Below are 24,668 nucleotides of genomic sequence, written 5' to 3'. Positions count from 1 at the left end.
TTGAAAGAAGTAGTCCACTCAAAGAATTAGCCTTTAGGCGGAGAAATTAACCATGAAAAAACTGATTACTGCCCTACTATCAGCTGGTCTTTTGCTAGCTGGTGCAGTTCAAGCTGAAGCTGAACTGGATAACCCAGGCGGCATTGGTGGCGTAGAATCTCTACGTGGTGCAAGTGAACTTGAAGCAACTCGCGCAGCAGATGACTTCAAAAAGTTCCCTCGTGACCAAGTACTTGAGAGTGACTACGTATACCAACCACCTCTAGTGCCTCATACTATTCGTAGCTATGAAGTTTCTCTTAACGCTAACAAGTGTCTTTCTTGCCACAGCTGGAAAAACGCAAAAGAAATGGGTGCTACTAAAGTGAGTGTAACTCACTACATGAACCGTGAAGATGCGGTACTTGCAGACGTATCACCTCGTCGTTACTTCTGTCTACAGTGTCACGTACCTCAAGCTAATGCTAAGCCACTAGTTGAGAACGAGTTCAAACCTGTAGATTCACTGCGTTAATCGTAGCCGGACTGTAAGAGAGGCTATATATGATAAAATTACTTAAAGCGTTTTGGAAAAGACTTGCGACACCAAGCAAAGCAGCCGTAGGCGTTGTTTTGTTCTTGGGTTTCTCGGGTGGTCTTTTGTTCTGGGGTGCATTCAACACGGGTATGGAGGCAACCAACACGGAAGAATTCTGTTCTGGCTGTCACGCACCTATCGTTGCTGAAATCCAAGAGACAATTCACTACTCTAACCGTTCTGGTGTTCGTGCTATCTGTTCAGACTGTCACGTTCCTCATGAATGGACAGATAAAATTGTTCGTAAGGTTCAAGCATCTAAAGAGCTATACGCACACTTTATTGCGAAAACCATCAATACTGAAGAAAAGTTCAAAGCACGTCGTGCTCACCTAGCGGAACGCGAATGGGCTCGATTGAAGAAGAACGATTCACTTGAGTGTCGTAACTGTCACCAGTTCGATTACATGGACTTCTCAGAGCAGAGCCCCCGTAGTGCGAAACAACACTCGACTGCGCTAGCTTCTGGTGAAAAAACGTGTGTAGACTGTCACAAAGGTATTGCACACAAACTACCAGACATGCACGGCGTTGAAGGCTGGCAATAAGGAGCGATTGAATGAGTACTTTAGAAAGCGTAATTTGGCACATCCTAGGTTACAGCGCTATGCCAGTTATCATTCTTGGTGGCTTTGCAGGTGTTGCAGCCGTATCTCTTTGGATTTTATCTATGGGTAAAGACAAAGAAATCGATTAACAATCGAGATTCCATCAACTTCTACCAGATAATTCTGATATGAGTTGATACGAAAAGCCACTGATTTCAGTGGCTTTTTTTATTGTCTGGTGCTTCGTATTTCGACTGTTAAGGTATTCCTACTGTTAAGTAAGAGGCAAAACGTTAAGCTTGGTTTTCCGAAGCTTCTGGATCGACGTTCTCTTTATCGACATCTTCCTTATCAAGAATCGGCAGCACCTGCTTTACGGAATCCCGACAACAATACTCTCATACCATAAAAACTGTAGACCCATTGTTTAAACGGAATAGCCAGATACTGCTTATATCGGATTAAATATAATGAGGTGCCAATAAAGAAGCCCACTCTGCGATAAAGTAAGATTTCAAAAATTTTACTTATGAACGGTAACCCTAAAGAATATTAATACGTCCAACACTTAAAATGGGGCGATTTTTACTTCGTAAATATTTCATTTGTATTTACATCAAGATAAATTTTGTTTTCAAGGGACAACCCACCACAATAAATAAAATAGACATCTCTGTGACTGTACTTAACAGATTTCACCCATCCGCCTAATTCTTCAAAATCACTTGGGGCACACTCCCCCTCAGAGATCAGTTTAGCCACCGAATTACGGAATTTTTCTTGATGGAGCTTGAGGTCATCAGACTTAACCAAATAGGAATCCAATATCTCTTTGCTTTCTTTTTCCGAAATAATGACTTCATCATTCGATAAGCCTGACATAGAGACCCATTCCGCCGTCTGTGGGCCGCCATCTTTAAGGACAATATAGTCTGAGATACGAGCCCATTCTCCCTGTTTCTCGAGTACCTCCACCTTTTCCCCTTTGTAGAGGTAATCCGTTATCAAGCCATCAATTTCAGGTTGCTCGACCACTTCTAGCTTTCTCTCCAAAACGTAAAATTCCGTCTGCTCTGGTTCAGGCTGAAGATCCATGATGGGTACGAGGTCAGATTCAGATTGCTCGGTAGCTTCTAACGCCGGCTCTTCCGTTTTCTCTTGTGGGATTGGGTCTTTATTCATGACTAAGAAGTAGTATGCCGCTCCTCCCCCTCCGCCCAATATCAACAACACAAGTAAAGCGATCAGCGCTTTTTTCATCAAATCCACCAGCTCTTCCGTTATAGGTATGTCTCAAGTGTACATCAACTCATGCTGCTGCTCATCTATACTCTCAATAGAGCGCACGGTAAGTAGAGGAAAGTAATGAGTTTTTGGGGGAAAGTTATCATTGTAAGCGTAACTTTGAGTGCCAATGTCGCTCTAGCGAATCATTGTGACCGTGAAAACTGGCAAACACTGTTGGATCGTCAGCTCTCTTTTGAAGGTCGCTATAGTCAGTACACCAAAGAGTTCAACCAAGTTCTTTCAACCTATGAGTCACAGACATTGTTATCTAAACACTTTAATGAAAAGCAGATCATTGAGCTTTGGGCAAAGTACGAAGAAAGGTTTAATGTGCAGCTCAATAGTCATATGAATACCGCGTATGACGTCTCCGAGGTTTTGCTACAACAGGCGTATGTTGTGTCTAGTGAACTTGAAGGCGCTGACTCTCTAGCGTATTCATGGCAAGCCGTCGCCAAACACTGCACCAAAGCAAAACTCCCACGCCAGGCAGAAAGCGCGCAGGTGCACGTCCAAAGCTCACAATCACTCTCCCGAGATCTCCATACACTCAGTGAAAAATTCCGTCAGCTGTCTTCAAAATACCGCAGAGAAGCGACGATGATTGACGAAGCCCGCCACATAAACCAACCAGCAAACGGTGCATCAAACTGAAATCACCATTAGATTCTCTCACTCGTTCGACTGGACTTTTCCGATAAATATGCTCAATCCCATTCATAATATTCTAAGAACTCGTTAATCAAAGCTTTATCAATAGGTTGTGAAAGTAATGTGCTATCTATCAACAATGAAGTGCAATTTCCGACCAATGCAAGCGAGTATGTGAGATATTCATCACAAAATAGATTTACAAACGCCAGAAAATTGTTATCATGAATCTTCATATAACTTAATAACAAGAAACATTTTGGCTAGGTAATATGCAAAAGACTATGGCTTTCAACTGCTTGAGTAACACGGAATGGACTGCAGAGATAAGAGGTAAACTTTTATCTGTAGCTAAACACATGGAAGAGTTCGGTTCAGTAAGTGAGCTAGAGCTATGTAAGATATTTGGAGAGACAATTTGGAATGACGGCGTGGATTATCATTCACATGCTTTTTCATTCAGAATTAATGCACAAACTGGGGATTGTTCAATCTCTAACTTTAAGTATCACTAAGTTTTGCACCTATCATATACGGAGTACCTTTCACGAGGTGCTCCGTTTTTTATTGCCTGAAGCCTGACACTTAATGGATGATTTTTGATATTGACCGCGCTTCTACTTCAGGAGTAAACCATTTCGTTTTCAGCTCATTCTGCCTTCGTGTTACTGCTCAGAGTTTGGCTTAATCGGTATAAATTGGCAGTGGTGCATTGCCTTTTACTTGTCTTATCGCAAGGTGGGTATGAATATCTTTGACGTTAGAGAGCCTTTGAAGTTTTCTTGTAAATGCCTCGTAGGCCATCAAGTTCGGGCTAACCACTTCTAGCAAATAGTCATAAGCCCCAGATACAACGTGGCAACTGATCACCTCTTCCATCTCTACAACAGCCGCCTCAAACTTATCTATCGACACTTCTTGGTGGTTGTTTAGGCTCACCTCAACAAACACACTCATTGCGATGCCGACTTGTTCTCGTGACAAGCTCACACGATAACTGTCAATAATGCCCTTTTCTTCTAGCCTTTTGACTCGTCTTGCACAAGGCGAAGGTGATAAACCCACTTCATCAGCAAGTTCAGCCGTGGTTAACCTGCCATCTTTTTGTAGCAGTTCGAGAAGATGTCTATCAATTCTATCCATAGTAAATGCCAAACATTAGTTAAATCCGTTAATTATTTGGTGAATATTAGCAGAAATCATCAACGATAGTTCAAGTTAGGCCAAAACTTGCCAACCTGTGGCACAACAACTGTTCCATAATGAGTCATCACCCACTCTCCTTCAATATTATGAATCTTGGCTACTTATCTATTACTGTCACCCTACTCATTTGGGCGAGCTTTTTCCTGTCTCTTAAAGGCGGCGCAAATTCAGATTTAACACCTGCAGATATCGCCCTCACAAGATTTCTCATACCGGCTTTGGTGTTATTGCCTTTGATGTGGAAAGCACGCAGCGCGATTGCCGTCGTCCCTAAACGGTATCTAACGGGTATGTTCGTAGGTAGCGGATTACCTTATCTGCTTGTTGCCGGAACGGCCATGCAGTTTGTTCCGGTATCTCATGGCAGTGCTCTTGTTCCGGGCACGCTTCCTCTGTTCGTTACAGGAATTGCGGTACTCTTTTTTAAGCAGCCACTCTGCCGACATCGTGTTGTTGGTTTAGGTTTGGTTTTGCTCGGCATACTGTTGTTTTTAGGGAGTAGCTTAAGCAGCTTCAACTTCGAATACACCAAAGGTCATTTGTTGTTTTTATGCGGAAGCTTAATGTGGGCGATGTTCACCATCTCAGCCCGTGTCGCTAATCTTAATGCGTTAGTCAGTGCCGGTTTTATTTCTCTCTGTTCTACTTTGCTTTTACTCGTCCTAATCCTGACTGGAGCCCTCCCAAGCCACCTAATGGACACACCAATCGCTAATTGGCCCTTCACGGAGCTTGCCGTTCATTCAACAGTGCAAGGCGTTGGGGCGGGTTTAATCGCTGCGTTCACTTACCTTTATGCGGTTAATACCTTAGGGGCTGAACGCTCTGCCGCTTTTGGCAGTGCAACACCCGCAGTGGCGACCTTGTTGGCGATCCCACTATTCAACGAGATTCCTGATGCGATGACTTGGCTCGCCCTTGGTTCTATTTGCATCGGCAGTTTGGTCGCGAGCAACATATTCATGAGAAACGACCAGTCGATGCAGTACCAACCGCCAAGCCATAGCAAAGCCTGATACTGCGTTCAAACCTAAATACAGTTCCCCTAAGCATCGATTTTAGGGCTTGTAGTACACAGATAAGCCTGCCAACGCAGGCTTATCTAAAATCTGCTTTTTCTAAACTCGCTTCTCCATTAAACTGTCCGACCTTTTTGCAGATCCAAGAGAACACCATGCAACGCGACTACACCTTAAATTGCTTAATCACCATGCCTCGCCATGAACTAGAAGAATTTAGTTTAAGAATGATTCATCGCCTTGTACCTGAAGATGCAATGACGGAATTGTTTACGTTCGAGCAAGAAGAAGTCACCAGCGAAGAACGCATGCAATCAGCGAAATTTGACGCAATGCTTCGAATGACAGCTATCGCGCTTGGTGAAGTAAACCTAGCCTTCTCAGAGTCGGATAACTCGCAACAGAACATCGAGCGAATGACTCGCCTACTGCTTTGGCACTTCTACTCAATTTCTTTCAACCTTGAAGAAGCAATCGCAATCGAAGTGCACTGTGAGAAAGTAGAAAAGATCTTAAAGAACGCACCTAAAGATGCGTTTGGCTGGGTTAAAGAATTAACTGAGCTACTTCACTTCTACGCGAAAGTGAACGAAGGCAACGAAGACAGTAAAGACGCTTAACGTTAGTTCTACGTAAGTATACATCGAGCTAAACGAAGGCAGACAGAGCTATACCGAAGGCAAATAAAAGCTTTGCTGAAAGGAGTTCTCTGCCTTTGTTGTTTCTAGCACGCTGTGATGTAACATCAGTATCGACTGCGCGATCTTGGTTCCTATTCCCAAAGAACCATTCGACGCTTCCAGTTCAACCTCATTATGAATCACCACCTTCACCCGTTTGGAATCCGCTTCAAAACCAACATCTAACGACACCACAGTGCCACTTGGGCTATGCCTCAATGCATTATCTAACAGATTCAAAATCAACCTCTCAAGCAGATCACTGTCACCCACAGCCTTGATTCCAATAGGCATATTAATGTTCAACTCAACATTTTTATGGCGATATTTGCTTTGTATCGTTTCTAAGCATTCGCTCATCAGCCCATTGAAATCGATTGAAGCGTATTGATGTGTGGGTACCGGGTTATCTTTCTTGGCGCTATCTAACAGCGAATGGAGCTGTTCAGATAACTTGTTGCCATTGCGATATGCCACATCTATGAGTGGATCCGAATGTGGGTTTTGAATCCTCCACGTTTCTAGATACCCCAATACACTCGACAATGGCGTTTTCAAATCATGACTGAGCTGTAATAAGCTTTGTCTTCGATATGACGACTGATATTCAAGTTGCAAAAATTGCTGTTGAATGTGCTTCGCCATCAACTGATACGAGCGTGCAATCGGCACCAATTCTGGTACTTGATGAATGAAGTTCGGGTCCAATCGAAAATCTTGCTCTGCTTGTTGTTGCAGCTTGTTTGTAACTTCTTCGATAGGGTTTAAGAGGCTGCGCTTCACGAGCAGGTAAGCCCCAATCGCAAAACCTAAGATAGAGATCAGCATAAGTCCTGCTAGCGCCATATAAGGTGTGTCGACTTGCGAATTAGCAATCACGGTATGGCGATTACTGCCAATCAACACATACAGATACCCAACTGTTGAACCCAACTCTTCAATCGCAGCAACGGAAAACACCTTACGAGAATCAGGATTGATAGGGTCTTCGCCAAGAATCGGATAAGGCTCGTCATTTAAAAATTGTCTAATGGGTGCTAAGTCTATCTGGCTTGCCAACACAGTGCCTTCTGGCGCAGCGTGCGTCGTGATGTTTCCTTGGCTGTCGAGAAAATAAATGTCGAAATCGGGACCAATCAACATCAAGGTATGAAATATGGATTTAAGGGCTTTGGGGTTGTAGTCAGTCCCTATCATCAGAGGGTTATCATCGCGCATATGAACCGCGAGCTCTTTGTGTAAGCTCTGCTTAGTTCTTTGTTCTATGGTCTCTTTTTGCCAATTATAGGTATAAGCAATCACCACACTCACGAGCAGAAACCACAAACTGGTGAACAACACTAAACGCGATTTGAAACTCATGTTCTCTCCTCGATGGCTCTTAGGTCTTACTGGCCTTTTAGTAAACTTCGGACGCGACACATAGGCCTAAGCTTTCGACTCAAACTTATAACCAACACCCCAAACGGTTTTAATGAAATCATCATCACTATTCGGCATCGCAAGCTTGGTTCTTAGACGGTTGACTGTGCTACACACGGTATGGTGATAGCCAGAGTGATGAGTATTCCAAACATGATCGAGCAGCTCGTCTTTGCTATACACACGCCCCGGGCGGGTTGCTAAGAAATGAAGTAAGGTAAACTCGGTAGCTGTCAGCGGTACGTCTTGGTTATTGAGTGACACCTGATGGCGTTCAGGTTGAATAGTGAGCACACCAAAATTCATAATCGATTCTGCTGTCACAACCTCTTGAGTCGCTGATTCGACATGGCTTAAACGGCGAAGCACGTTCCTCACTCTTGCTTGAAACTCGAGAACGCTGAAAGGTTTCGTTATGTAGTCATCAACACCGGCTTCTAAGCCTGACACCTTATCTAACTCAGCGTCTCTTGCGGTTAGCATGAGTACTGGCGTCCAATCCTCTTGCTGACGCAACATTCGACAGAAATCGAGTCCGTCACCGTCTGGTAAGCCACGATCCAGTACGATCAAATCGAAATGACCCTCTTTATAGAGCGCCTGAGCCTTTTCAATCACATTAGCTCTGATTACGTTATGCCCTTGGAACTTAAGATGCATCTGCACCAGTTCAGCCAAGTCATCATCGTCTTCAACCAACAATATGTTTGCCATCAAATTTACCGCAGCACTATTCATGATCCCTGCTCTATTCTGAGTCCGCCCACCTTTCAATTGACCGGAACAGAGCAGGAATTCTTTCATCGTGCTTTCAACCTGTTACTGAGTTCGAGTAATGGTGATTCTTGCACCGGGGTTAAGGAAACGATGATTTGCACTTAAAGTAGAAGTCGTAAGGCCATCATCTTGGCTGATTACGCCAGAGTGAAAACTCACTATATCGGTGTCGTCTCGTGTGGTATTAAAACCTTCACCACCGCCTGCTGGTCCCGGAATGGTTGCAGCAAGCTCATCGTTCAGCTCAGTTCCCGAATCCCAAACATCCATGTTCATGGTAAAGGTATCACCCACCGCTAATGACTTGAGCGATAATCCGGATTCGCCGACAAACGCATCATTGGTGTTCACCAACATGGAAGCAACTGAGATATACCCTTCTTGATTTGGGTCGACACGAATCGACACCGTGTCTTGCTCACCTGAAAGAATCAGTCCATTGCCTGAGGTGCCTTGATAAACATTGGCGTCACTGTCACTGAGCGCAAGCAATTGTGCATTACTACCCCCTTCCGCCAAGTATTCCAGATCGACAGAGGCACTTTGCCCAACTTCAAACAGATCAAAATTCGTATTGTGAGTCAACACCGCGAGTGGTGACATTGGTTGATTGGGGGTGAGGTTAGTAACACTCACATCATAGCGATAGTAATCGTCGTCATCGTCCGGACAACCCGCTAACACAGCTACTGATGCAGCGATAAATAGAATTCTAGCTTTCATACATCCCCCTTACTTCACAACAATGGTGATAGTTGCAACAGGGTTTAACCATCGATGGCTACTGCTATCGAGGTCACTGATGCCGCCCGCCGCATCACCATCACCAATGTTACCTGGATGAATATGAACCTTAGCGTTTGATACTGCCGTTTCTACACCTGTGCCACCAGCGCCAAAGGTAATGAATGGAGGGTTCGGCATACTGCCCGCCAGCTCATCATTGGCTTCTGTGCCTGCGTCATAACCATTTAGAGTCGCTTTGTAGGTGCCCGCTTGAGTTGGGATCTTCCAGCTATCTAGACCAACAAAGCCGTCGTTTGTCGGCAGCAACATTGCACCCAATGATAGGTACTCTAAATCACCAGTACTGATATCAAACGTAGTTGCGACGCCTGGATTGAGGATGCCGGCCGCTGGGTTCTCAACCACCACGCCTCCCGCGTTGGCAATGACACCAGATAAACCTGAAATATCGCCACCTTCGGCCATGGACTCTAGTTCCGAAGAAGCCGTTTCACCCGTTCTAAACATGAACAAGCTTGAGTCATGAGCCGCCGCTAAGATAGGCGTAAAGTAGATCCCTTTCGTTGCATTAGTGACAGTGACTTCAAGCTCAGCAGCCTGAACTTGAGCCGCTCCGAAGGCCAACATAGCCGAGCTGATCACTAAGCTGATTTGAGTACGTTTATTCATTTTGATTCCATCCTTTATCGAGTCCTATCGTTGCCAACAAAACGAATAACAGCGATATACCGTTACCTTTGCCAGAACGAACTGTGGTGTTGTTGACTCTAAGAATAACGATCAAATCTATCAGCAACTTCATTGAATTCTCATAAAACTCTCACAAGTTTATCCAAACTTATTACTGCAAATAAAAATAGCGATAAAGTACTAATATTTAATCGAAAAATATCAATTTATCATTTACGTCAGAAGGGATAGAAAAGAAGATAAAGAATAGAAATGGAACGAATAAAACGCAAAAAGGCCGAATCGATTTAACGATTCGGCCTTTATTCTAGCGTACTGTTGTTACTCTTTCCTAAGCCGTATTTGGCCTTTCAATCGAGCTAACAACACAACATCAAATTAGAACGCGTAGTTTGCGTCAATCAGTTCGCTAACTTCCACTTTGCTTACTTCAGCACGAGCTTCAAGCCATTGAGCAACTTGCAGTTGTTCTGCTTCTGTTACTGAACGGTAGCGCTCAATTGAGCATAAGAAACCTTCAAACAGCTCAAGGCCGCCGCCACCAAAGCACAGACCGATGCTGTCGATGAAATCGATAAATTCATCGATGAACACATCGTATTGGTCAAAATCAGCAATCGAAGTCGTGCAGCTTACTTCAAAACCTAGAATAGCGAATTCACCTAGGTATAGCTTTTTGCGTAGGCGACGATTTTTGTTTTCGATTTTATCTAATTTCATAACTGCCTCTCTTTTCGTTTGATAAAGAATTTATACACAGTTCCACATCAATCCCCAAGAGTTTTGTATTACACAAGGGTGTTAATGGCAAAAATCGTGCTACAGAAACAAAACCTTAATCAAATCTATAAAAATCTGTCACTTAACTGCTTCACGATTAGTCACACATTGACCCAACTTATTAACCAATTAGTTAGTAGGTGGGTAAGTCATGAATAACGAATAATAAAATCAGCCAATAGGAAGCAGTAAAGATGAGCAAGGAAACATTTGATAGCACTCGTTTTAATAAGAGCAAAAACAAACCCTTCGAAGAAGTTTTAGATGCGAACCTTTCAAGAAGAAATGTTCTCAAAGGCGGTTTAGGCATCAGTGCAATGACGGCGTTTGGTGCTTTTGGTTTAGCAGGCCACAGCACAGCGCACGCGGCGACAGCATCATCTAGCGCACCGCAAAAAAGCACTGCTACACTTGCATTCGAATCGGTTAAAGGCTCACTGACAGACAGTGTCGTTGTGCCAAAAGGCTATACAGCACAAGTATTGGTTCCTTGGGGTACTCCACTTAACAAGCAAGGCAATGCTTGGTTAAAAGATGGAACCAACAACGCACAAGATCAAGCAAACTCACTGGGCATGCACCACGACGGCATGCACTTCTTCCCGCTTAATGGCAACAGCAACGACGGTTTGTTGGTGATTAATCACGAATACATCGACCAAAAAGCACTGCACGCTAATGGTCCTACATACGATGAAGGCAACCGCCCTAGCCTTGATGAAGTACGTAAAGAGATCAACGCACACGGCGTGAGTGTGGTTCGTGTAAAACTTGAAGGCAACCAATGGGTGATGGTCGATAACGATCCTCTGAACCGCCGCTACACAGGCGCGACCGTAATGGATCTGTCTGGTCCTGTTGCACACAGTGAATTTACCAAAACCAAGTTCTCACAAGACGGCAGCCAAGCTCGTGGCACGTTGAACAACTGTGGTAATGGCTACACACCATGGGGCACTTACCTAACGTGTGAAGAAAACTGGCCGGGTTATTTCGTTAACAAAGGCGAGACAACACCAGCGCAAGAACGTATTGGTATCGCTACCGACAAAACACGTTACGGTTGGGACACGCTTTCTGGTGACAAACAAGAACGCCTAGACGAATTTGCTCGCTTTGACGTAACACCAACAGGTGAGTCAGCAATGGACGATTACCGTAACGAAGCACACGGTCACGGCTACATTGTTGAAATCGACCCATACACAGCAAACTCTCGCGCTAAGAAACGTTCTGCACTGGGTTGTTTCCGTCACGAAGGCTGTACGTTTGGTAAGTTGACCGAAGGCGAGCCGATCGTATTCTACTCTGGTCACGATTCTCGTTTTGAATACCTATACAAATTCGTTTCTGAAGAGAAATGGGACCCGCGTGACGCAGAGCCGAGTAATCGCCTAAGTGCGGGTGACAAGTACATGGATAAAGGCACGCTGTATGTGGCTAAGTTCAACGATGACGGTTCAGGTACGTGGCTACCACTAACGTTGGGCAGCAAGACTACAAACGGCGGCAAGCTAGGTGATTCATTTGACTCTCAAGCAGCGCTTATCATCAATACAGCGGGCGCTGCCGACCTTGTTGGTGCAACGCCAATGGATCGCCCTGAATGGTGCTCTGTTGACCCAATGACGGGTACGGCTTACCTAACGCTGACTAATAACAACAAGCGTAAAGAAGCGAACTCTGCGAACCCTCGCGTAGACAACAAGTTCGGTCATGTTATCCGTTGGGATGAAGGCAAAACGGCAGGCGAGTTCGATTGGGATATCTTCGTATTTGGTTCACCAGCAGTGGAAGACAAGTCTATTAACCGCTCTGGTCTAACAGACATGAACCAGTTCGCGAGCCCTGACGGCTTAGCGTTTGATGCTCGTGGCATCTTGTGGATTCAGACAGATAACGGCGCAGACGAAGTAACTGGCTACACCAATGACCAAATGCTGGCAGTGGTTCCATCTCAGTTAACGGATGACAACGGCAACAGTGCGGTGATTGATGCAAACAACCAAGCACAGCTTAAACGCTTCTTTGTGGGTCCAAACGGTTGTGAAGTGACTGGCTTTACCATCAGCCCAGATTTCAAGTCACTGTTTGTGAACATTCAACACCCGGCAAACTGGCCATCGTCTGAAGATGCAACCGCACAAACTCAAGGCAAAGTCCGCCCAAGAGCATCTACGGTTGTGATTCGTCGAGAAGACGGCGGTGAAATCGCGGTTTAAATATACAACGCAGGCTAAGATCAGAAACATTTCTGTTATCTAGTCTCTGTTCGCTAGCTAAGTAAAATCAAAAAGAGCGATAAGGCCAAATGCCCTATCGCTCTTTTTATATTCTATGCATTCTTCGGTTTAAGTAAGAATCCGAATTTTCAAAACTCACCGTAATCCTAAGTCGTCATCATCCCACGTACGCGTCACCCTCGAGAAGGAGGAACGACTGAGTCGGGGATCTCTGCTCGTTGTAGGCTAACCAGAATTAGCTCACGAACAACCAAACACCAACGCCCATCATCAACGTACCTGCAATGCGGTTCATCAACTTAACATTGTCGGCTTTGCCCAGCATATGCTTTAAGCTCTTTCCGCCTGTCGCGTATAAGGTCATGCAAACAAACTCAGAAACCAGAATGATTGACACGAGAATGAACAACTGCGGTGCTAAGTCTTTATTGCTGTTAATAAAAGGAGGCAGCAAAGAAATCATAAACGCCCAGCCTTTTGGGTTCGCAATTGCAGTGACAAAACCTTGAACCACCAAGTCCCAATCATTGCTGACTTTTGTTGTTTGGTTGTCAGTACTGATCGCCAGTTTGCCTCTCGAACGCCACATCTGAACGCCTAAATAAAACAGGTAACCCGCACCAACAAATTTAAAGCCCGTAAATAGCCATGGGTAATTCAACATGATCGAAGCGATACCCAATACCGCGGCAATAGAAACCACAGCGACACCAGCCAGTTCACCGATCATCATCCATAATGTACGCTTGTATCCAACACTCATTCCAAGTGTCAACGCCAAAGTCATACACATACCGGGCGTGATTGACACGAAGAAAAACGTGGGAATAAAAGCCCAAAGTAGTGCGCTATCCATATTATTACCTTATCGACTTGTTTTTATTTATTAGTTCTTGTTTCTTGATCGGGCTTGAAATGAAGCGAGGTTGAAACGAAGCAGTAATGACAATAAACAATATTGCGATCAATACAAACAAAAAGAGCCACATAACAGTGGCTCTTTTCAATCACCAACCGTAATTACTTACGACGGTTTTTAATTCGCTTCATCATAGTCAAACGACGTTCAGCGCTTGCTTGATCTTGTGGCTCTTCGTTCGCGTTGTTCTTACGACCCTGACGGTTTTTGTAAGCCGATTTAGTGTTCAGCTTCTCGATGTAAGCATCACGTTTCTTCGGTTCATAACCCGGTTGTTCAACACGACGAATACGCTGTTGAATCAGTTTTTCAACTTGAACGACAGTCAGCTCTTCTTCGCGGTTAACGAAAGAGACAGCGTGACCTTGCTTACCTGCACGACCTGTACGGCCAATACGGTGAACATAGTCTTCTGCTAGGAAAGGCATGTCGTAGTTAATTACGTGTGGTAAGTCTTCGATATCAAGACCACGAGCCGCAACGTCGGTTGCTACCATTACACGCGCTTTACCTTCTTTAAAATCGTCTAGAGCACGACGACGAGCACTTTGCGCTTTATCACCGTGACACAGTACTGCTTTAATGCCGTCTAGCTTAAGCTCTTTAACTACATCGTTCGCTGTTTCTTTGTAGTTAACAAAAACAAGCACTTGGCGCCAGTTTTTACGACCAATCAGCTCAGAAAGCAGTTCTGTTTTACGCTCTTGATCCACTGGGTAAACCACGTGGCCGACAGTAGCAGCCGTTGAGTTTTCGCGCTCAACACTAATACGTTTTGGTTTACGCAGAATATCAACAGACAGTTGGTTTAACTGAGTAGAAGTCGTTGCAGAGAACATCATGATTTGCGGTGATGTTTCTACATCCAACATGATCTTACGAACGGCATTGATAAAGCCCATATCAAGGATACGGTCAGCTTCATCAAATACTAGAAATTCTAGGTTAGCAATAGACACGTTACCCGCTTCTAAGTGCTCTTCTAAACGGCCAGGTGTTGCAACCAAAATATCCACACCCAGTTCTAGTTGACGAACTTGTGAAGACATCTTGTTACCACCGTAAACCGCAGAAACACTTAGATCTGTGTATTTAACGTAGTCTTTAATGTTTTGAGCGATCTGCGCAGCAAGCTCACGAGTTGGAGCAAGAATAAGGCCGCGAGCCGTTCCTCTAGACGCCTTTTTACCGCTGTTCAAAAGGTGCTGAATAACAGGCAATGAAAATGCCGCTGTTTTACCCGTACCGGTTTGAGCAGTAGCAAAAATATCATGGCCTTTACGAGCCATTGGAATCGCTTTTTGTTGAATTGGAGTGAGTTTTTCATAACCACACTCAGTCAACGCTTTGACTAATTCAGGAGCAAAACCTTGAGAGGAAAATGACATTGTTACGGGTTCCTTAAGCAGACAGCCTACATTCTTATTTCAGCCGAGCACTATAAAGTAATTAGAGTGATTTATCTCACATTTATCGTGATATAACGCAAACTTTCTCATTTAATCTGGTGTTTATCCCGCCTTCAACGAGGTAAACACCAAGATCCTTGGTTCAAACAGCAAAAACAGGGCTATTTGATGCCACACAGCTTGAGTAGAATCTGCTCGAGATCGCCCCATGGCATGAGCTGCGAGTCGATCACTTCCAGTCGAGATTCAAAGCCATCAAGCGTAATTTCGTTCACAGACACGACTTGATTCGCCACATTGAATGCGTAGCAACCTTGGTCGGTGTTCACGACAGCTTTTACACGCTCGGCCGTTAGATCTGACAACATAGAGAATAGCGCATCGAAGTCGAACTTATGCTCTGCGCCAAACAACCAACCACAACTGAAATAGCCCTGTCCTTTATTCTCTTTACGGATGAAAGCTTCACCAGGAGGAAGTTGGAATTGAGGCTCTTGTTCAGCGTGATCGTGATGATGCGCTTCAATATGAGATGAAGCACTGCCGTATACTCTTTCAATGTCTAACACTTCCAATGGCACTTCACCATCGTGAATTAGCTTATGGAAGACTTTTGCTGGCGTTTGATCCGTCACCCAATCATTGAACACATCGATGTCTTCAGAATGAACAAGGTCAACCTTAGTACCAAGAATCACATCTGCACTATTTAGTTGATCATTAAAATTCTGATTCGAGGTGTACTTTTCATTAGACAGATTTCGTGGGTCAACCAAACCAAGCGTCGCTTTTAAATCGACATATGGTGTGTACTGATCGGAAGTCAGTGTCGCTATAACCTGTTTAGGGTGACCAAGCCCTGTCGGCTCAATCAATAAACGGTCTGGCTTTTGGCGAAGTAAGGCATTAATACCCACTGACATAGGCACGCCCGCAGTACAGCACATGCATCCACCCGGCACTTCTTTAATCAAAGCGCCTTGATCTGTCATCAATGCACCGTCAATGCCGATTTCCCCGAATTCATTAACCAGAACAGCCCAGTTTTCATTCTCAGGTTTATTTTTTAGCAGGTTCAAGATGGCTGTCGTTTTACCAACACCCAAGAAACCCGTAATGATGTTTGTAGGAACTTTTTTAGTCATATCAGTTCTCCTTTTTAAGGGAGTATATACTCAATCACCAAAAAGTTGACCCCAATCGATTGTTTACACTGAGATTCGTTAATAGAGGTTGGCGCGAAAATAATCAGAAGAGATAAAGCAGTAGAAGCGAAATGAGGAAATGGGATGCTCCAGACGAACTAAAGGCGTACTTACTCAGTACGCCTCACCCTCGTTACTCAATCGTGAGTTCGCGAATCAGGAAGCCTTAAATATCGACCTGAACATTTAACGAGGAACTAAAACTTTGTTTCTGAATCCATCCAAATTGTGTGTAAAACCTCACTTCTCCTTGCGGTTCGTTATGTTGCTTTACGATTTAACTATGGTTCATTTTTGGGGATATTCAAGCCGCCGCCAGAGAATCGATCAAAACTGTGACGGTGATTCCACTATTGAGCATATATTCTATTTATGTAACACGTACATTCCATAAATGAAATTCAACTTTTCAACTTTGTTGCTATAGGATATGCAGAGGAAGCGTATAATTTAATGCAACCCCGCCTTAACTCATTCAGGAAACTTATCTTTATGATCAGAAGAGAGAAAATTAAGCAATCCTTATTAGCCAAAATGCCAAGGGATGCTATTAATCAATTTCTCTCAAGAGATAAGACACCCGCTTCCGTTCTCTTTCTTTCTTGTATTGTAGGTGTACTTGCTGGCGTAGTGGGTACCTATTTCGAAGTCGCGGTTCATTTCATCACAGAAACTCGTACCGATTGGCTTAAAGATGAAATCGGTAGCTATTTACCCCTTTGGTTGGCCGCTTTCCTTATTAGTGCTGCATTTGCCTTTATTGGTTACTTCCTCGTTCACCGCTTTGCTCCAGAGGCTGCCGGTTCAGGTATCCCTGAAATCGAAGGTGCAATGGACGGCATGCGCCCTGTTCGATGGTGGAGAGTATTACCCGTAAAATTCTTTGGCGGCATGGGCGCGTTAGGCTCTGGTATGGTTTTAGGCCGTGAAGGGCCAACCGTTCAAATGGGCGGCAGTATCGGTCGTATGGTCACTGATATCTTTCGAGTCAAAGACGATGACACTCGCCACTCACTGTTGGCTTCAGGTGCCGCTGGTGGCTTAGCCGCCGCATTTAACGCACCACTGGCAGGAATCATGTTTGTGGTTGAGGAGATGAGACCACAGTTTCGCTACTCACTCATATCAATCAAAGCTGTCATCATCTCAGCAGTTTCAGCCAACATTGTATTTCGTTCTATCAATGGCCAATCTGCCGTTATCACAATGCCTCAGTACCAGCCGCCTGAACTCGACGCACTTTGGTTATTCTTATTATTAGGTGTGTTGTTCGGCCTGTTTGGTGTGATTTTCAATAAACTGATTACGCTTTCCCAAGACCTGTTTGTGGCGATCCACAAGAATGACCGTAAACGCTACTTGATGACAGGCACCCTACTTGGCGGTTGCTTTGGCTTGTTGCTCCTTTATATACCTGAATTAACTGGTGGTGGTATTGGTATCATCCCGAACATCACGAATGGCAGCTACAGCGCCAATGTGTTGTTGTTGATTTTCTTAGGCCGAGTCCTCACTACCCTGCTTTGTTTCGGCTCTGGTGCGCCAGGCGGTATCTTTGCACCAATGCTTGCGCTAGGAACACTCTTTGGTTATGCGTTCGGGCTTATCGCAGCGGCATTCTTTCCCGAACTGAATATTGAACCGGGTATGTTTGCAATTGCTGGCATGGGAGCATTATTTGCCGCCACCGTGCGAGCGCCTATCACTGGCATACTGTTGGTTATCGAAATGACCAATAACTACTACCTGATCCTGCCGTTGATCATCACCTGCTTAGGTGCGGTAATCATTGCTCAAATGTTAGGTGGGCAGCCAATTTACAGTCAACTGCTTAACCGTACGCTGAAAAACGAAAAACTAAGACAACAAGATCTCCCTCAACAAGAGGAAGTACGTTAATTACAAATGACTCATGAAACAAAAGCACACATTCAACGTGCTTAATCTCCCGATTCCGTATCAAAATCAAAAAAGCAAACGTTAAACTTGGTATCATCCACTCAAAATTAGTTGAGTGCCCTCAAAATCTATTGATGGAAGACCTACACACTCTAACTAAGGCAAATAGTCCAATATTCTGTAATTAACTAAGTCGGAGCAAGTCGTTGAACTGGAGAAGATTAACCCAAGTAAAAAATGTGCCGCCATCTCAGGCGTCTTTAGCACTTGGCGTTATTGGGTTAGGACAAGCTTGGGCGTTATATATCCCGGGCATTGGTGAGATAATTCGTCCCTACCTCGCTGCATTCGGCGCGCTATTATTGCTGCCTGTTTTACTGCGCTATTTAACGAGCTTTAATACCTTCCTTAATGATATTCGCCACCCGTTAAGCGGAAGCTTGATGGCACCAATGAGCATGGCTTTACTGATTCTGTGCGACTATTTAGCCGAGATATCGCCAGCTATCGCCTACCCAGTTTGGTTCTGCGCGCTATTGCTGCACTTTACCATGATGGTGTTGTTCTTCAGTTTTCAGATCATCAACTTCAAAATGTCGAACATTGTACCGAGTTGGTTTCTGTATCCGGTCGGTTTGATCAGCAGTTCCTTAGCTGGCACACAGTTCGGGCACACCGTATTTTCAGAAACACTTGCGGTCACTTGTATTGGTATCTATTTCCTTATGTTGCCAGTGGTGTTGTACCGCTTGGTGTTCGAAGGCAATCTTCCTCGCCGAGCAAGACCAACACTCGCTATCATGGCAGCTCCGGTTAACTTATCTTTAGCCGCTTACTTGGTTAACTTCGACAACCCAGACCCGATTCTAACAGGTGCATTGGCGGGCATTGCCATCACCATGACTTTGTTGATTTACTTGTGTTACATCCGCCTGATGCGTTTGAAGTTCCAACCTTCGATTGCTGCCGTCACCTTCCCATCTGTGATCAGCGCTATTGCCATGCATCGTCTAACTACATTTTTCGGCGCGGAATACCCACAATGGTATTGGCTACACAAGTTTGGTTTCTTTGAGCTAACCATCGCCACCATTCTAGTGATTTGGGTTGCCGGTGGTTACGTAAAAATGTACTGGCCTGAGTTTTTCGATTCCGACTACATGTCCAAGAAGATGAAACGTTCTTAGATAGAAGCGAAAAGATCTTAGCTGAACCATCGTGTTCTGCAGTAGTCGATGATGTCAGACAAAACCAACCAAACCCAAAAAGGCCTCACACTGTGAGGCCTTTGAATAGGCAAGGTATTAATAGTTCAGGCGAGTGTTACTAGAAATGCCGAGACCTATTAGAAGTTAGCGTGAGGGCCGAATACTTCGTAGTGAACGCGTGAACGGTCAACTTTCATTGCATCTAGCTGCTCTACGATATTCTTCATGAAACCAACAGGACCACAGATGTAGAAATCGCTCTCTTCAAAGCCTTTAGTATCAGAGATAGACGCTAGATCCATTTGACCTTGATGCGTGTTTTCACATGCAGATTCATCTTTGTTCATGTACCACGTTTTCGCTTCCCAACCTTTGTCGGCAACAATATCTTTAACACGAGTCGTGAAAGAGTGTTGGCCTACGTTCTCACAAGCGTGAAGGTAAAGTACTGGCTCGTTTTTATCTTCCGTGTTTAGGAACTCAAGCATAGACTGCATTGGCGTTACACCAACACCTGCAGAGATAAGTGTTACTGGCTTGCTGCGCTCTTGATACATGAAGTCACCCGCTGGTGCGTATAGGCTAACCTCATCACCAACAGCAACCGTATCGTGTAGGTGGTTAGATACAACGCCTTGTGTCTCTTGGCCTTGTCCTTCACGTTTAACAGAAATACGGTATTGCTTGCCGTTTGGCTTATCAGACAGTGAGTATTGACGAATCTCGCTGTATTGAGAGCCTTCTGGTTTCACTTCGATACCGATGTATTGACCTGGTGTGTAATCCAGAACTTCACCGCCGTCTTTTGGCTGAAGGATAAAGCTTGTTACTAGCGCTGACTCTTCGATTTTGTCTGCAATCACAAACGCACGCGCTGCTTCCCAACCACCAACAGCTTGCTTACGCTGTAGGTAAAGTTCAGCTTCACGATCGATGAATACTTGCGCCAAGAATAGGTAAGCGGCTGTCCATGCTTCTTCCACTTCTGGAGTAAAGGCGTCAGCAGCTAGTTCACGTAATGTCTCAATCAGGTGCAAACCAACAATTTGGTAGTGCTCTGGTTGAATGTTAAAGCTTGTGTGTTTCTGAGCAATACGTTCAACGGCAGTTGTTAACGCTGCTAGATTTTCAATGTTCTTTGCATATGCCGCGATAGCTTCAAACAGTGCTACGCCTTGGCGACCTGTTCTTTGGTGAGTCATATTGAAGATATCTTTCAACTCAGGGTTATGCGTGAACATACGTTGATAAAAATGCTGAGTTAAAGCTGGGCCTGCGCTCTCAAGTAGAGGAATAGTAGATTTGATGATTTCGATATGTGCATTGTTAAGCATGAATTTACTCCGAACACTGAGCCTTATGACCTATATGTCATTTTGACTACTAAAAATTAAGAATGACTTATCGATTTTCTGAAACCTTAGTTATTTTTAGAAACTGAGTTATTTTGACTCGTTTTCATTTCAAAAAATCGCGAAACCTGATTAATGCAACCTGATTGATTGAGATCAAGAATAGTCTGTTTAATCAGTGCTATAATTGGGCTTCTCTGTATCTTCTGCACAATCAGTGCCAACTTTATCAATCCCCGTCATTACTGGTTTTCTTCTCAAAACTCATCTTATAAAAATGTCAAAAAGACCTTTTTTTTAAGTCAATAAGACTCTATTATGTAGATAAACACACAGTTAGAGTTTTTTATGCAAGATATCTCCGCATCTACCCTCATGGAAATGACCATTGGCCTCGCAAGTGGTGTCAACGATCAAGATCGTTTCAATCGCCTGATCGATGCCATTCGCAAAACCATAACGTGTGATTGTGTCGCGCTTTTAAGCCTTCAAGGCGACACGCTAGTACCTATCGCAATGCAAGGGCTCAGCCGAGATACATTCGGTCGTCGCTTTATCATTTCAGAACACCCACGATTTGAAGAGATCTGCGCGTCTCGCTCTCCTGTTCGTTTCGATGCTGACAGCTCCCTACCCGATCCTTTCGATGGTTTGCTTATTGACCATGATGGCGATTTACCAATGCATGCTTGTATGGGCTTGCCTTTGCTATTTGGCGACAAGTTATTGGGCATTCTGACTCTAGATAGCTTGAAACCTGATGTCTTCGCGAATATTCCGGCGCGGAACCTTGAAGTACTGGCAGCTATTGCAGCCTCAACCATGCAGATGGCACTGACCTTCTCGCAACTTGAGCATCAAGCAAAACAGTCAAAGCAATTACTCGAAGAATTGAACGTAGAAGCGTGGGAACGTGACGGCGGTGAGTTGATTGGTAACAGTGACACCATGGTCGCGCTTAAGAACGACATCGCTGTTGTAGCTCCATCTGAGTTTAATATCTTGATTCATGGTGACACCGGGGTTGGTAAAGAGCTTGTGGCTCGCACCCTGCACCACCAATCTCAACGTAAACGTAACCCACTCGTCTACGTAAACTGTGCTGCAATTTCTGAAAACTTAGTAGAGAGTGAACTGTTTGGTCACGTTCGTGGCGCGTTCACTGGCGCAGACAAAAACCGCTTAGGTAAATTTGCTTTAGCCGATGGTGGCACACTGTTCCTTGATGAGATTGGTGAATTGCCTTTGGCCGCTCAAAGTAAGCTCCTACGTGCGCTGCAAAACAACGAAATCCAACCGGTTGGCCAAGACAACATTCAAACCATTGATGTGCGAGTATTGGCAGCGACAAACCGAGATCTAAAACAAGAAGTTGAAGACGGTCGATTCAGAGCCGATTTGTACCACCGATTGAGTGTGTATCCTATCGCGGTGCCAGCACTGAAAGATCGTGGTGACGACATCAGCCTATTAGCGGGTTTCTTCTTAGAACAAGCGCGTCGTAAGCTTGGTATCAACCAAGTTAAGTTCCGCTCCGACGTTCTTTCTTTCCTAAACCGTTATGGTTGGCCGGGTAACGTGCGTGAACTTGAGCATGTGATCAGTCGTTCCGCATTGAAAGCGTTAGCGCGCAGCACCAATAAAAACCTGGTGACAATCACCAAGGAAGATTGTGGTCCTCTAGACCAAGATCAGCCAATTGCGACGACTCAGGTGAAAAACACACCATTATCGACACCAACGATCGACCTTTCTGCAGGGCTACGTGGTGCAACGGACGATTTTCAACGCAGTATCATTACTGAGGTGTTGGAAGATGCCAACTTTAACTGGGCACAAGCAGGGCGAGTTCTGAAAACAGACCGAGCAAATCTGACTCGACTGTCTAAGCGTTTAGGGCTAAATGTGGCTAAGTCTCATACGATCGAACGGACAAAATAGATATTAGCGGTTTGTTGCGAGCATCTGACAAAACTTGTGTATATAATGCTGCAAATTGTAACGCTAATTTTAAATATGTAGAGAGAGTTATGAAGTTTATCCGTTGGTTCTTAGGTCGTGTCATCTTGTTATTGAATTTTGTTTTCAGCCCACGTGGTGTGAAGCGTTCTCAAGAAGAACAAAGCAAAGTAAATGAGCAAGCAAAAACGCACACGTTATACCAATTCGAAGCGTGCCCATTTTGTGTGAAAGTGCGCCGCGCGATGAAACGTCAGTCGGTTCAATTTGAACTTCGTGATGCAAAAAACAACGAGCAACACCGTGCTGAGCTTGAAGCTGGCGGCGGTCGTGTGAAAGTGCCTTGTCTACGTATCGAAAAAGACGGTAAAACTGAGTGGATGTACGAATCTTCAGATATCGTGACTTACTTAGAAAAGCAGTTTGCATAAGCAATAAAGCAACAAAAGTCAGATACAAAAAATCCCTCGAATGTGAGGGATTTTTTATATCTGTTATTTGGCGTTAATCGCTTCAAATTGGGCGCGAAATTTCAAACGACTACTTCGTGACAATCAGCATCAATTCAACACGGCGGTTACACGCCTTGCCTTGCGCAGAAGCGTTCGTACAAGCTGGAACATACTCACCGAAGCCACGAGTATAGATGGAACGACTTGATACGTAGTTACTCTCTAATCGAGCCTTCACTTCTTTTGCTCGCTGCTCTGAAAGCGGATCATTGATTCGATCTGTGCCCGTGTTATCGGTGTGCCCTTCAATCACCACATCAATATCTTGGCGTTGAGCAAGGTAGCTGCCTAGCGTATCTAGCCATTGATTATACGCTGGCTCAGGGAATGCTGAACCTGTTTTAAAGTTCACGTGCTGCTCAAGCTTTACCATCACATGGTTACCCGGCAACACTTCAAAATCGATGCGGTTTTGTCTTAAAAAGACTTCCAGTGGGTCGTTAGTCGAAACGCCACGTCCGTAGTTGGTCGTGATGGTTCTGTGTTGATGAGTGCTACTCTGGATAGAGTACCCACGATTGCTTGCTACATGAGTCGTTTGAACCACACCCCATTCAGGATGCATCAAGTCGTAATCGGTTTGTGGTGCAGTCTCTAGCATGTCACCGCCAAGTAAGTCAGTTGGTGACGTGGCTTCACACCCAGCCAAAGCTATGCTTAACATTATCGCTAAATATCTCATTACTTCACCAACCACTCATGCAGATAAACCATTCACTAATGTCTATATCGGCACCGAGGGAAAAACTTTAGACGAAAAGAAAGCAGAACCCCAAAAAGTGCTGTTGATCACAGTTAACCGTCTACTAGCTTGTCTTCAGCCGCTAGTTCGAACTGTTTGCATTTATTTACCTTATAATTGTTTTCCAATTCGTACTAAATAGTTAGAATCTCACGACTTCTCAACGCTAGAGCAAACATTATGTTTAAACCATTTACTAAATTCATCACAGCACTCGCTGCCGTACTCATTATCGCGGGTTGTAGTGAAACAGACGAGCCACAAAAAGGCGTTCAATACGAAGCGCTTCCTACTGCTCTAACAGAATTTAACTTGTCTCCGATCACTGAAATCTTCTCTCTTAACTGTGGTCACTGCCGTCAAATGGAAAGTGCCATTCCAGAGATTGAATCTCTAACAGACCAAACTATTGGCAAGATGCACGTGACGTTCAACGAAAGCGCTCAAATCAGCGCAATGATCTACTACACAGCAGTGATGCAGCTTGATGCGACGCCTGACCACGCATTCATGGACGACCTATTTGGTGCCGTTCAAATGGGTGCAGATGCAACACCTGAGCAGCGTCAACAAGCACTAGAGACAGCGTTTACTTCTCGTGGTTTGGTTAGCCCATACCAGCTGAATAAAGAACAGCAAGTCGCTCTTTTCGACTACGTTAAGCAAGCAGAAGAGATCTCAGTAAAAGGTCAGATCAACTCAGTACCAACCTTTATCATCAACGGTAAATACCAAGTACTAACAGCAGGTCACCAAGACGTTGCTGGCATTGCAAAAACGATCAACTACCTTTTGACTCAACCATAATCACGGCTTTAGTCAACTGATTAACACAT

26 protein-coding genes are annotated in these 24,668 nt (G+C 44.5%); 13 read left to right on the top strand and 13 right to left on the bottom strand.

The genetic code is table 11. From position 1 onward, the window contains the following. The first annotated feature begins 52 nt into the window (after window positions 1-52). The 3 genes from AB4249_RS10000 to AB4249_RS09990 are packed head-to-tail and all read left to right on the top strand — an operon-like array spanning window position 53 to window position 1,274. Window positions 53-514: a nitrate reductase cytochrome c-type subunit gene (locus AB4249_RS10000; RefSeq protein ID WP_017062614.1), complete on the top strand. Its 462-nt coding sequence runs from the start codon at window positions 53-55 to the stop codon at window positions 512-514. A gap of 29 nt (window positions 515-543) precedes the next feature. Then, entirely contained in the window at window positions 544-1,125 is a 582-nt protein-coding gene (locus AB4249_RS09995) for a NapC/NirT family cytochrome c (RefSeq protein ID WP_009845456.1), read from the top strand. Window positions 1,126-1,136: 11 nt separating this feature from the next. After that, a complete protein-coding gene (locus AB4249_RS09990) occupies window positions 1,137-1,274 on the top strand; it encodes a TIGR02808 family protein (protein ID WP_010430103.1) in 138 nt (45 codons plus the stop codon). Window positions 1,275-1,710: 436 nt separating this feature from the next. Here the strand turns inward: AB4249_RS09990 and AB4249_RS09985 are convergent, their stop codons facing one another. Beyond that, window positions 1,711-2,394, bottom strand: a complete 684-nt coding sequence (locus AB4249_RS09985) for an SH3 domain-containing protein (protein WP_372102957.1) — start codon at window positions 2,392-2,394, stop codon at window positions 1,711-1,713. 96 nt (window positions 2,395-2,490) lie between these two features. Between AB4249_RS09985 and AB4249_RS09980 the strand changes: the two genes are divergently transcribed. Together AB4249_RS09980 and AB4249_RS09975 are read left to right on the top strand one after the other, a co-directional pair. Then, window positions 2,491-3,066, top strand: a complete 576-nt coding sequence (locus AB4249_RS09980) for a hypothetical protein (protein WP_372102955.1) — start codon at window positions 2,491-2,493, stop codon at window positions 3,064-3,066. Between the two features lie 269 nt (window positions 3,067-3,335). Then, entirely contained in the window at window positions 3,336-3,578 is a 243-nt protein-coding gene (locus tag AB4249_RS09975) for a hypothetical protein (protein ID WP_017062621.1), read from the top strand. Between the two features lie 169 nt (window positions 3,579-3,747). Here the strand turns inward: AB4249_RS09975 and AB4249_RS09970 are convergent, their stop codons facing one another. Beyond that, window positions 3,748-4,206 (bottom strand): Lrp/AsnC family transcriptional regulator, encoded by a 459-nt coding sequence (locus tag AB4249_RS09970; protein WP_372102953.1) that lies wholly within the window; start codon window positions 4,204-4,206, stop codon window positions 3,748-3,750. A gap of 149 nt (window positions 4,207-4,355) precedes the next feature. On the opposite strand from AB4249_RS09970, the gene AB4249_RS09965 reads away from it, so the two are divergent. Both AB4249_RS09965 and AB4249_RS09960 read left to right on the top strand, forming a co-directional pair. Continuing rightward, window positions 4,356-5,285, top strand: a complete 930-nt coding sequence (locus AB4249_RS09965) for a DMT family transporter (protein WP_372102963.1) — start codon at window positions 4,356-4,358, stop codon at window positions 5,283-5,285. Window positions 5,286-5,443: 158 nt separating this feature from the next. Beyond that, entirely contained in the window at window positions 5,444-5,908 is a 465-nt protein-coding gene (locus AB4249_RS09960; protein ID WP_017062624.1) for a hypothetical protein, read from the top strand. Window positions 5,909-5,956: 48 nt separating this feature from the next. Here the strand turns inward: AB4249_RS09960 and AB4249_RS09955 are convergent, their stop codons facing one another. The 6 genes from AB4249_RS09955 to AB4249_RS09930 form a co-directional block, all read right to left on the bottom strand. Further along, on the bottom strand, window positions 5,957-7,330 hold the full coding sequence (locus AB4249_RS09955) for a sensor histidine kinase (protein ID WP_372102951.1): 1,374 nt from the start codon (window positions 7,328-7,330) through the stop codon (window positions 5,957-5,959). A gap of 66 nt (window positions 7,331-7,396) precedes the next feature. Next, a complete protein-coding gene (locus tag AB4249_RS09950) occupies window positions 7,397-8,128 on the bottom strand; it encodes a response regulator transcription factor (RefSeq protein WP_017067448.1) in 732 nt (243 codons plus the stop codon). A gap of 81 nt (window positions 8,129-8,209) precedes the next feature. Next, window positions 8,210-8,890 carry a spondin domain-containing protein gene (locus tag AB4249_RS09945; protein WP_372102949.1) on the bottom strand — a complete coding sequence of 227 codons (681 nt, stop codon included), beginning with the start codon at window positions 8,888-8,890 and terminating at the stop codon, window positions 8,210-8,212. Between the two features lie 9 nt (window positions 8,891-8,899). After that, window positions 8,900-9,583, bottom strand: coding sequence for a spondin domain-containing protein (locus AB4249_RS09940; RefSeq protein WP_065583911.1), 684 nt, complete (start codon window positions 9,581-9,583; stop codon window positions 8,900-8,902). Further along, window positions 9,576-9,716 carry a hypothetical protein gene (locus AB4249_RS09935; RefSeq protein WP_017067451.1) on the bottom strand — a complete coding sequence of 47 codons (141 nt, stop codon included), beginning with the start codon at window positions 9,714-9,716 and terminating at the stop codon, window positions 9,576-9,578. Before AB4249_RS09935 ends, AB4249_RS09940 begins: the two co-directional genes overlap by 8 nt. Before the next feature lie 266 nt (window positions 9,717-9,982). After that, on the bottom strand, window positions 9,983-10,324 hold the full coding sequence (locus tag AB4249_RS09930; RefSeq protein WP_102333496.1) for a YggL family protein: 342 nt from the start codon (window positions 10,322-10,324) through the stop codon (window positions 9,983-9,985). Window positions 10,325-10,578: 254 nt separating this feature from the next. Between AB4249_RS09930 and AB4249_RS09925 the strand changes: the two genes are divergently transcribed. Further along, a complete protein-coding gene (locus AB4249_RS09925; protein WP_017064487.1) occupies window positions 10,579-12,606 on the top strand; it encodes a PhoX family phosphatase in 2,028 nt (675 codons plus the stop codon). A 256-nt stretch (window positions 12,607-12,862) separates the two neighbouring features. Here AB4249_RS09925 and AB4249_RS09920 read toward each other — a convergent pair whose 3' ends face one another. The 3 genes from AB4249_RS09920 to AB4249_RS09910 form a co-directional block, all read right to left on the bottom strand. Continuing rightward, window positions 12,863-13,483, bottom strand: coding sequence for a LysE family translocator (locus AB4249_RS09920; protein WP_017064486.1), 621 nt, complete (start codon window positions 13,481-13,483; stop codon window positions 12,863-12,865). 164 nt (window positions 13,484-13,647) lie between these two features. Then, on the bottom strand, window positions 13,648-14,934 hold the full coding sequence (locus AB4249_RS09915) for a DEAD/DEAH box helicase (protein ID WP_017062632.1): 1,287 nt from the start codon (window positions 14,932-14,934) through the stop codon (window positions 13,648-13,650). 182 nt (window positions 14,935-15,116) lie between these two features. Beyond that, window positions 15,117-16,100, bottom strand: a complete 984-nt coding sequence (locus AB4249_RS09910; RefSeq protein WP_017069160.1) for a GTP-binding protein — start codon at window positions 16,098-16,100, stop codon at window positions 15,117-15,119. A 552-nt stretch (window positions 16,101-16,652) separates the two neighbouring features. Between AB4249_RS09910 and clcA the strand changes: the two genes are divergently transcribed. Both clcA and AB4249_RS09900 read left to right on the top strand, forming a co-directional pair. Further along, a complete protein-coding gene (gene clcA / locus AB4249_RS09905; RefSeq protein WP_102333494.1) occupies window positions 16,653-18,059 on the top strand; it encodes a H(+)/Cl(-) exchange transporter ClcA in 1,407 nt (468 codons plus the stop codon). 239 nt (window positions 18,060-18,298) lie between these two features. Beyond that, entirely contained in the window at window positions 18,299-19,246 is a 948-nt protein-coding gene (locus AB4249_RS09900; RefSeq protein ID WP_017062635.1) for a TDT family transporter, read from the top strand. Between the two features lie 158 nt (window positions 19,247-19,404). Here AB4249_RS09900 and hmpA read toward each other — a convergent pair whose 3' ends face one another. Continuing rightward, window positions 19,405-20,601, bottom strand: a complete 1,197-nt coding sequence (hmpA, locus tag AB4249_RS09895; RefSeq protein ID WP_017062636.1) for an NO-inducible flavohemoprotein — start codon at window positions 20,599-20,601, stop codon at window positions 19,405-19,407. A 366-nt stretch (window positions 20,602-20,967) separates the two neighbouring features. Here hmpA and norR point away from each other — a divergent pair, with 366 nt between their 5' ends. Both norR and AB4249_RS09885 read left to right on the top strand, forming a co-directional pair. Beyond that, on the top strand, window positions 20,968-22,560 hold the full coding sequence (gene norR / locus AB4249_RS09890) for a nitric oxide reductase transcriptional regulator NorR (protein ID WP_017062637.1): 1,593 nt from the start codon (window positions 20,968-20,970) through the stop codon (window positions 22,558-22,560). 89 nt (window positions 22,561-22,649) lie between these two features. Beyond that, window positions 22,650-23,009 (top strand): glutaredoxin, encoded by a 360-nt coding sequence (locus AB4249_RS09885; protein ID WP_017062638.1) that lies wholly within the window; start codon window positions 22,650-22,652, stop codon window positions 23,007-23,009. Window positions 23,010-23,118: 109 nt separating this feature from the next. On the opposite strand, the gene AB4249_RS09880 is transcribed toward AB4249_RS09885, so the two are convergent. Continuing rightward, window positions 23,119-23,754, bottom strand: a complete 636-nt coding sequence (locus AB4249_RS09880) for an OmpA family protein (RefSeq protein WP_029235219.1) — start codon at window positions 23,752-23,754, stop codon at window positions 23,119-23,121. A 258-nt stretch (window positions 23,755-24,012) separates the two neighbouring features. Between AB4249_RS09880 and AB4249_RS09875 the strand changes: the two genes are divergently transcribed. Further along, window positions 24,013-24,639 (top strand): thioredoxin domain-containing protein, encoded by a 627-nt coding sequence (locus tag AB4249_RS09875; RefSeq protein WP_017062641.1) that lies wholly within the window; start codon window positions 24,013-24,015, stop codon window positions 24,637-24,639. Window positions 24,640-24,668: the final 29 nt, after the last annotated feature.

It is taken from the genome of Vibrio sp. 10N.261.55.F4 (genome assembly GCF_041470465.1).
Classification (GTDB): domain Bacteria; phylum Pseudomonadota; class Gammaproteobacteria; order Enterobacterales; family Vibrionaceae; genus Vibrio; species Vibrio crassostreae_C.
Note: the sequence above shows the minus strand (reverse complement) of the source record. Positions and strands in the feature narration are given on the sequence as shown.

Coding starts and splice junctions, on each gene's coding strand:
- AB4249_RS09920 (WP_017064486.1), bottom strand. CDS start 13,483: ATGGATAGCGCACTACTTTGGGCTTTTATTCCCACGTTTTTCTTCGTG.
- AB4249_RS09935 (WP_017067451.1), bottom strand. CDS start 9,716: ATGAAGTTGCTGATAGATTTGATCGTTATTCTTAGAGTCAACAACACC.
- AB4249_RS09995 (WP_009845456.1), top strand. CDS start 544: ATGATAAAATTACTTAAAGCGTTTTGGAAAAGACTTGCGACACCAAGC.
- AB4249_RS09875 (WP_017062641.1), top strand. CDS start 24,013: ATGTTTAAACCATTTACTAAATTCATCACAGCACTCGCTGCCGTACTC.
- AB4249_RS09960 (WP_017062624.1), top strand. CDS start 5,444: ATGCAACGCGACTACACCTTAAATTGCTTAATCACCATGCCTCGCCAT.
- AB4249_RS09965 (WP_372102963.1), top strand. CDS start 4,356: ATGAATCTTGGCTACTTATCTATTACTGTCACCCTACTCATTTGGGCG.
- AB4249_RS09945 (WP_372102949.1), bottom strand. CDS start 8,890: ATGAAAGCTAGAATTCTATTTATCGCTGCATCAGTAGCTGTGTTAGCG.
- AB4249_RS09975 (WP_017062621.1), top strand. CDS start 3,336: ATGCAAAAGACTATGGCTTTCAACTGCTTGAGTAACACGGAATGGACT.
- clcA (WP_102333494.1), top strand. CDS start 16,653: ATGATCAGAAGAGAGAAAATTAAGCAATCCTTATTAGCCAAAATGCCA.
- AB4249_RS09925 (WP_017064487.1), top strand. CDS start 10,579: ATGAGCAAGGAAACATTTGATAGCACTCGTTTTAATAAGAGCAAAAAC.
- AB4249_RS09980 (WP_372102955.1), top strand. CDS start 2,491: ATGAGTTTTTGGGGGAAAGTTATCATTGTAAGCGTAACTTTGAGTGCC.
- AB4249_RS09930 (WP_102333496.1), bottom strand. CDS start 10,324: ATGAAATTAGATAAAATCGAAAACAAAAATCGTCGCCTACGCAAAAAG.
- AB4249_RS09885 (WP_017062638.1), top strand. CDS start 22,650: ATGAAGTTTATCCGTTGGTTCTTAGGTCGTGTCATCTTGTTATTGAAT.
- AB4249_RS10000 (WP_017062614.1), top strand. CDS start 53: ATGAAAAAACTGATTACTGCCCTACTATCAGCTGGTCTTTTGCTAGCT.
- AB4249_RS09990 (WP_010430103.1), top strand. CDS start 1,137: ATGAGTACTTTAGAAAGCGTAATTTGGCACATCCTAGGTTACAGCGCT.
- AB4249_RS09955 (WP_372102951.1), bottom strand. CDS start 7,330: ATGAGTTTCAAATCGCGTTTAGTGTTGTTCACCAGTTTGTGGTTTCTG.
- norR (WP_017062637.1), top strand. CDS start 20,968: ATGCAAGATATCTCCGCATCTACCCTCATGGAAATGACCATTGGCCTC.
- AB4249_RS09940 (WP_065583911.1), bottom strand. CDS start 9,583: ATGAATAAACGTACTCAAATCAGCTTAGTGATCAGCTCGGCTATGTTG.
- hmpA (WP_017062636.1), bottom strand. CDS start 20,601: ATGCTTAACAATGCACATATCGAAATCATCAAATCTACTATTCCTCTA.
- AB4249_RS09910 (WP_017069160.1), bottom strand. CDS start 16,100: ATGACTAAAAAAGTTCCTACAAACATCATTACGGGTTTCTTGGGTGTT.
- AB4249_RS09970 (WP_372102953.1), bottom strand. CDS start 4,206: ATGGATAGAATTGATAGACATCTTCTCGAACTGCTACAAAAAGATGGC.
- AB4249_RS09915 (WP_017062632.1), bottom strand. CDS start 14,934: ATGTCATTTTCCTCTCAAGGTTTTGCTCCTGAATTAGTCAAAGCGTTG.
- AB4249_RS09880 (WP_029235219.1), bottom strand. CDS start 23,754: ATGTTAAGCATAGCTTTGGCTGGGTGTGAAGCCACGTCACCAACTGAC.
- AB4249_RS09950 (WP_017067448.1), bottom strand. CDS start 8,128: ATGAATAGTGCTGCGGTAAATTTGATGGCAAACATATTGTTGGTTGAA.